The sequence below is a fragment of the Claveliimonas monacensis genome, from assembly GCF_014982975.1.
GTDB lineage: Bacteria > Bacillota > Clostridia > Lachnospirales > Lachnospiraceae > Claveliimonas > Claveliimonas monacensis.
Map to the genome: position 1 here is coordinate 173,837 of NZ_JADCKL010000005.1, position 6,590 is coordinate 180,426.

Here is a 6,590-nt window from a genome sequence, read left to right on the forward strand (position 1 = left end):
CGATCTTCCCGGAACCCTCCTACATCGTTTCAATGATCTTTGTCACAAGCCGTTTAAAATCTTTGGACACACGGTCCGCAGTCTCCTGCACTTCCTTGTGATCCAGTTTTTCCTTGCTGATGCCTGCTGCCAGGTTGGTAATGCAGGAGATGCCGCCGATTTCCATACCCATATGGCGCGCGGCCACTGCCTCGCAGGCCGTGCTCATTCCAACGGCATCGCCTCCCCAGATCTTGCACATCTTGACTTCTGCCGGCGTCTCATAATTTGGCCCGGTAAGCTGGACATACACGCCCTCTCGCAGGCTGATCCCGCAGTCAGATGCCGCCTCTCGGATCACGTCCTGTATCCTGCGGCTGTATACTTCGCTCATATCCGGGAACCGGGGTCCCAGTTCCTCCAGATTCGGTCCGATCAGCGGGCTTGGAACGCCTGTGGCAATATGATCGGTGATCATCATAAAGTCGCCTGGCCGAAAATGCTCGTTGATACCTCCTGCCGCGTTGGTGAGGATCAGTTTTTTTGCTCCCAGAAGTCCCATGAGGCGGGTCGGCAGCACTACATCGGTCATCGGATAGCCCTCATAATAGTGTACCCTTCCCTGCATGATTACAACCGGCACCTCTCCCACATAGCCGAAGACAAAGCGCCCTTTATGGCCTGTGACAGTAGATACCGGAAATCCTTCGATCTCAGAATAATCCACCGTGGTCTCGATCTGGATCCCATCTGCATAGTCTCCCAGCCCGCTTCCCAGGATCAGCGCAATCTCTGGTTTAAAATCTGTCTTTTCCCGGATGCTTGCAAGGCAGGTCTGTAATTTATTTTTCATCTTTCATCCACTCCTTCTATAAGTCTTCCGCCAGGATCTCAGAGATCATCTCCTTCATCCTGCGGTATTGTTCATAATTGATCGTGATATAGCTTCCCTGTGTCGTGATCATACCGTTTTCCTTGAATTTCTTGATGGAACGGCTGATGGTCTTCATGCACAGTCCCGTGAAATCCGACAGCTCCTGCCGGTCTCCTTTCATCTTCAGCACGCCGTTCTGGGCATATTTGCGGTACCGCTTCATCAAAAGAAACGCCACCCGGTCGGCTCCCTGGAGAAAGAGGAGCATCCGGCTGTCCCTGGCCTGTTCCAGCAGGTACTCTCCCATCAGACGGCTCTCCTGCTGCAGGGCCCTGATATCCGAGTCCATCCATTTTTTAAAGCCCTCTTTCGGGATCTTCAGCACCGTGCATTCCGTCACAGTCTGCAGGGTCGTCTGGTACTTGTCCAGGTTGATGATCACTTCCATCCCGCCAAAGGCATAGACTTTGTCAAATACAGTAAAGTCATAATTGATCCCATATATCCGATAATCTGTGGCCTTGATGAGCCCTTTCCCGATAAAGAAGATCATGTCCGCAGGCTCTCCCTCCTGCACAAAGACCGTCCCCTTTTCCAGCTCTTCCACCACAAAAGTATCCATCAGCCACATGGGTGCTGTCCGGAAATACTGTTCAAACTGTTCTCTTCTGTCCTTTTCAATCTCATTCAAAAACGGCAGAATCTTTGCCAGATAGTTGTTTTCCATTTTTCACCTACCGCCCTCGTTCAGATCACCTGTTTCCCTTTGATATATTTTGCATCCACGGAGGCGTCCCCGTCCAGATAGATCAGCCGCTCCAGGCGTTCCCGCACAGAGACCGGCCGTGCATGCCGTATCTTCCGATCGTCGATCACCACCGCGTCAAACTCATACCCTTCCTCCAGGCTGCCTGCTTTTCCGAAGAAAGCACCGCCGCCTTTGGTGGCCAGGTAAAAGACCTCCGTCGCCGTGAGCGGCGCCTGGCTCTGGTCCACAAGCCTCCACCGGAGTTTGGAGCACTGGACAGCCATGGCCATGGCCCGGAACATAGAGAGGGACGATCCGGCTGCCACGTCGGTGCCAAGTCCCATCTGCATGCCCAGCTCCATGTACTTTCTTACCGGCGCGATCCCGGAGGCAAGATTTGTGTTGGACTCCGGACAGTGGGCGATGAATACGCCCTGCTCTTTCATCATCCGGATCTCCTCTTCTCCGCTGTACACACAGTGTGCCATGATGGTGGGGCAGCTGCCTCCGAAAAGTCCGTGCATCCGGTACGCATCGCCATAGCAGGACGCCTCCGGCTGCAGCTGTCTTACCCAGTCGATCTCACTTAGATTTTCAGAGAGGTGGGACTGCACCGGCAGGTCATACTGCTTCTGAAGCGCGGACAGTCTCTCCATCAGTTCGTCCGAACAGGTGGGGATAAACCGGGGCGTCAGGATCGGCCGGACATTGGAAAGGCCTGCCGAGGCAAGGATCCAGCTCTCTGTCGCTTCCGCCGATGCCTCCGGGCTCTCCTCGCACAGCTCTGCCGGACTGTTCCGGTCCATATTGACCTTTCCCACGTATCCCGCAAGACCTTCCGCCTCCATCTGTTCCATGAGCCAGAGCGTCGCGTCCTTATGGCAGGTGCCAAAGACACAGGCCCTGGTGGTGGCGCTGTGGAGCAGATCATCCAGAAAGATAGCATACGCCTTCTGTGCATACGCCAGATCACCGTATTTTTCTTCTTCCGGAAATGTGTGTGTATTGAGCCAGTCGATCAGCTCCTGGTCCATCCCCAGCCCCCGGAAGGGGTACTGGGGTGCATGGACGTGCAGGTCGATGAGTCCGGGGATGATCAGCCGATCTCCGTAATCGTAGCAGGGGATCCCGCTCCATGCCTCCGGGAGGGTTTCAAATACGCCGGCGCTTTTCCCGTCTTCACACACCACATACCCGCGCTCCATGGTGCGTATCTTCTTTTGACTTTCACTATAGCAGATCTGCCCTCTGATCGCAAATCGTTCCATCTTGCTCTCTCCTTGCTTTGAAATTCTGTCTTTTTACCGCTGTCCTTTATCGTAGGGGATACCTTCCGCCTTGGGCGCCCTGGAGTTCCTTGAGAACAGAGCCAGCACCACAAGGGAAATGATGTAGGGAAGCATGTTGTATACAGCGCTTGGAAAGCTTTTTCATGTCTTCTTTTCCTCCTTTTCTCTCACAGGATCCTGTTTATTTCAAACAGGAAAGCAGGGATGTTCCGATCGTCTCCTCCGGCATGGACAGTCCGAAATTGTCCAGGATCGTTGCACCGATCACCGCAAAAGTGTCCTGCTCCGGCAGCATTCCATTTCCCTCCATGGATCTGGAGTACGCAAGAAACGGCACTTTCTCCCTGGTGTGGTCGGTGCCTGTGTAAGTCGGGTCATTCCCGTGGTCCGCCGTAATGATCAGAAGATCGTCTTCTCTTAACTTTTCCATGAAAACTGCAAGCTTCTCATCAAACTTCTCCAGTTCTTCTGCATAGCCTTCCGGATTCCTTCTGTGTCCCCACTTTGCATCAAAATCCACCAGATTGACAAAGCAAAGCCCTCGGAAATCTTTATCCGCAAGCTCGATGGTCTGCTCCATCCCGTGTACAGAAGACTGGGATTTATACGCTTCCGTGATCCCTTCCCCGTCGAAAATATCCTTGATCTTTCCCACAGAGATCACATCCAGCCCACTGTCCTTAAGGACATTCAGCGCTGTCCTCACCGGCGGCTTCAGGGCGTAGTCGTGGCGGTTGCTGGTCCGCTCAAACTCCCCTCGCTTCTTTCCCACATAGGGCCTTGCAATGACTCTTCCGACTCTCCACTCCTCCTTCATTGTCAGCTCCCTTGCGATCTCACAGCAGCGGTACAGCTCCTGCAGGTCAAAGGTCTCCTCATTTCCGCAGATCTGGAGAACCGAGTCCGCCGACGTGTAGACGATCATATGTCCGGTGGCAATCTCTTCCTCCCCCAGCTCCTCAATGATCTCTGTCCCGCTGGCGCTCTTATTTCCAATGACCTTGTGTCCGGTCCTCTTTTCCAGCTCCTCGATCAGTTCCTTTGGAAATCCGTGTTCTGTGAAGGTCTTAAATGGCTTTTTTGTCTCCACGCCCATGATCTCCCAGTGCCCGGTCATGGTATCCTTGCCGTTGCTCCTCTCTCTGAGGGCTGCCTGGTATCCAAGCGGCTCCTCCAGCGCCGGCACCTGGCGCAGATGGGTCAGATTGGCTATGCCCAGCTTCTGGAGCGCAGGGATCCGGAACGTATCCACAGATTCGGAAATGTGTCCCAGCGTATTGACCCCTACGTCTCCGAACTTTTCCCCGTCCGGCATAGCGCCGATCCCCAGGGAATCTATCACTATTACAAATACCCTTTTTGCTTGTTTCATATTCTGCCTACCTTTCTTCCAGATTGCCCGGGCCAAATCCCTGGGGCATCAGATCTTTCAACTTGTAAATCAGGTAATCGTCTTTTCCCTTTGCCAGAATGATCTGAAACTCCTCCGGCTGGCAGAATTCCATCATCACCTGTCTGCACACGCCGCAGGGAGGTGTATAATCCACAATCCTGCCCTCCGGTCCGCCTACAATGCAGATTGCTTCAAATTCCCGTACACCTTCGCTGACAGCCTTGAAGATAGCTGTCCGCTCAGCGCAGTTGGTGGGCGTATACGCCGCGTTCTCAATGTTGCACCCCGTATAGACCCGGCCGTTTTTTGCGAGCAGGGCCGCTCCGACTTTGAAGTGGGAATAGGGGGTGTAAGAGAAGGCAAGCTGTGCGGCAGCCGTCTCAATCAGTTCCTGGATCTTTGTCTCCGTCATTGTATTTCCTCCTTTTATCTTCCTGCCTTCTTGTCTCTCTCGATCAGCTTCCGGAGGGCTCCAACCGCCACCCGGATCGCCATGTCTGTATCGTGTACCACCGGATTTTCCAGTCCTTCTTTTTCCCGCTCCTGGTTGGCCACAACGAGGAAGCAGGATCCTGCCCGCACGCGCAAGTGGCTGGCCACCACAAAGAGGGCAGCAGATTCCATCTCAGATGCCAGGCATCCCAGCCGTTTCCATGCCTCCCACTTGTTCAGCAGCTCATAGCTGACGGGCATCCTTTCCGGAGAGTGCTGTCCGTAGAAGGAGTCTTTACACTGCACCACGCCCACATGATAAGGCGCTCCCATGTCCCCAGCTGACTCCATCAGCGCATTGACCACACCGATATCTGCCACTGCCGGGAACTCGATGGGCGCGTATTCCCGGCTCGTTCCCTCCATGCGGATGGCTCCGTTTGCGATCACTACGTCGCCGCTTTTTACCTCCAGCTGCATGCCGCCGCAGGTTCCGATTCGGATAAAGGTGTCCGCCCCGGACATCACCAGTTCCTCCATGGCAATGGATGCGGAAGGCCCTCCTATTCCGGTGGATGTGACGCTCACCTTCACACCGTCCAGATACCCGGTGTAGGTCACATACTCCCTGTTATCCGCCACCAGGACCGGATCATCAAAGTATTTTGCGATCTTGGCGCACCGCTTCGGGTCCCCCGGCAGGATCACATAACGTCCCACATCTCCTTCACCCACTTGAATATGATACTGCTTGCTTGCGTCTTCTGAATAATTCATAACCATACCTCACTTTCCCTGCTGCCTGTCACACGGACAGCCATCTTTCTCATTCTCCGCTCCAGCCAGGCAAATTGTCCTTGCATTTGTTTTTCTATCTGCATCTTAACCGCATTTTTTTATTCCAAAAAGGACTCCAGTCCCTTTTTGTTGATTTATGGGATTTTACACAATTTTTACATGTACTTTTTGTGTATTTTTCCCATTTCTCTGTCAGAAGGCACGAGGTCTTTGATTATATGTTTTACAAAAACAGGAGGAAGCACACAAAAAGAGCTGTAGAGCCCGGTAAAATGGGGCTTTACAGCTCAGATGAAACTATTTGGACTCGTAAACCAAATCTAATTCTATACAATTTTGTATAGGGCATTTGGTTCTATTTACTTTTATCTGTTTCCAACTGTCATGTTTCTATGGTCTGTCTCTGCTAGTGTTATCAATTCGTTATCATGTTTGTGTCATCACTCAAAAATTCTTGTAATATTTTGATATCGGTTGACCACACGGTAAATCTCTAAATACTCATTGCTCACCTTATAGATGATCACATAATCTTCCCATATGGCATATTTATAGTCTGTCCGAAAGCTGACTCTCTTAGAAAGATCTGAACCCATTCCCGGAAACATCTGGAGATTTTCAAATTTACCGTAAATTTCCTTTATGATCTTTACAGCATATTCCGCATTATCTTCTGCAATGTAATCTCGGATATTCTTTAGATCCTTTGCAACAATCGGATTAACCCGCAATTTTAACATCTTATTCCCCCACAAGTGCTTTCAATTCATCCAGATCCAGCCAACCTTCACCAGCTTTCACTGCTTCTTCAGCTTCTTGCAGTTTTATCAGAAGTTTTTTCTCTGCACGGTCACGCTCATAATCTTCAATATCCATAACTACAAAACGCCCTCTGCCATTCTTGGTCAGATACACCGGTTCCCCTTTGCGGCAGTTCTTCAGGACTTCATTGCAAATGTCAAGCACTTTTTTACATTGTTAGGTAAGATGTTTTTTACATCGTATGGTAAGGAGTTTTTTACATACCTTGGTAAGCAGATTTTTACATCCCAGTTTCTCCCTGCGGGTACAGGTCAG

At 51.5% G+C, this 6,590-nt stretch carries 8 protein-coding genes and 1 pseudogene; all 9 read right to left on the bottom strand.

Going from position 1 to position 6,590, the window contains the following annotated elements:
- Positions 1–19: 19 nt before the first annotated feature.
- The 9 genes and pseudogenes from INF30_RS08800 to INF30_RS08840 all read right to left on the bottom strand — a co-directional run bounded on the left by INF30_RS08800 (position 20) and on the right by INF30_RS08840 (position 6,479).
- The gene (locus INF30_RS08800; protein WP_226394923.1) at positions 20–832 is read right to left on the bottom strand and encodes a purine-nucleoside phosphorylase; all 813 of its coding nucleotides are present in this window, start codon (positions 830–832) and stop codon (positions 20–22) included.
- A gap of 16 nt (positions 833–848) precedes the next feature.
- On the bottom strand, positions 849–1,580 hold the full coding sequence (locus tag INF30_RS08805; RefSeq protein ID WP_076779310.1) for a Crp/Fnr family transcriptional regulator: 732 nt from the start codon (positions 1,578–1,580) through the stop codon (positions 849–851).
- A gap of 20 nt (positions 1,581–1,600) precedes the next feature.
- On the bottom strand, positions 1,601–2,869 hold the full coding sequence (locus INF30_RS08810) for an amidohydrolase family protein (RefSeq protein WP_226394924.1): 1,269 nt from the start codon (positions 2,867–2,869) through the stop codon (positions 1,601–1,603).
- Between the two features lie 33 nt (positions 2,870–2,902).
- Positions 2,903–3,022: pseudogene (locus INF30_RS14860) on the bottom strand (ABC transporter permease); the annotation flags it as partial.
- 49 nt (positions 3,023–3,071) lie between these two features.
- Entirely contained in the window at positions 3,072–4,262 is a 1,191-nt protein-coding gene (locus INF30_RS08820; RefSeq protein ID WP_076779314.1) for a phosphopentomutase, read from the bottom strand.
- A 7-nt stretch (positions 4,263–4,269) separates the two neighbouring features.
- Positions 4,270–4,695 (bottom strand): cytidine deaminase, encoded by a 426-nt coding sequence (locus INF30_RS08825; protein WP_226394925.1) that lies wholly within the window; start codon positions 4,693–4,695, stop codon positions 4,270–4,272.
- Between the two features lie 14 nt (positions 4,696–4,709).
- Entirely contained in the window at positions 4,710–5,492 is a 783-nt protein-coding gene (gene udp, locus INF30_RS08830) for a uridine phosphorylase (protein ID WP_226394926.1), read from the bottom strand.
- Between the two features lie 461 nt (positions 5,493–5,953).
- Positions 5,954–6,253, bottom strand: a complete 300-nt coding sequence (locus INF30_RS08835) for a type II toxin-antitoxin system RelE/ParE family toxin (protein WP_226394927.1) — start codon at positions 6,251–6,253, stop codon at positions 5,954–5,956.
- A gap of 1 nt (position 6,254) precedes the next feature.
- Complete coding sequence (locus INF30_RS08840) at positions 6,255–6,479, bottom strand: type II toxin-antitoxin system prevent-host-death family antitoxin (protein ID WP_226394928.1); 225 nt, start codon at positions 6,477–6,479, stop codon at positions 6,255–6,257.
- Between the last annotated feature and the right edge of the window lie 111 nt (positions 6,480–6,590).

Coding starts and splice junctions, on each gene's coding strand:
- INF30_RS08800 (WP_226394923.1), bottom strand. CDS start 832: ATGAAAAATAAATTACAGACCTGCCTTGCAAGCATCCGGGAAAAGACA.
- INF30_RS08805 (WP_076779310.1), bottom strand. CDS start 1,580: ATGGAAAACAACTATCTGGCAAAGATTCTGCCGTTTTTGAATGAGATT.
- INF30_RS08810 (WP_226394924.1), bottom strand. CDS start 2,869: ATGGAACGATTTGCGATCAGAGGGCAGATCTGCTATAGTGAAAGTCAA.
- INF30_RS08820 (WP_076779314.1), bottom strand. CDS start 4,262: ATGAAACAAGCAAAAAGGGTATTTGTAATAGTGATAGATTCCCTGGGG.
- INF30_RS08825 (WP_226394925.1), bottom strand. CDS start 4,695: ATGACGGAGACAAAGATCCAGGAACTGATTGAGACGGCTGCCGCACAG.
- udp (WP_226394926.1), bottom strand. CDS start 5,492: ATGAATTATTCAGAAGACGCAAGCAAGCAGTATCATATTCAAGTGGGT.
- INF30_RS08835 (WP_226394927.1), bottom strand. CDS start 6,253: ATGTTAAAATTGCGGGTTAATCCGATTGTTGCAAAGGATCTAAAGAAT.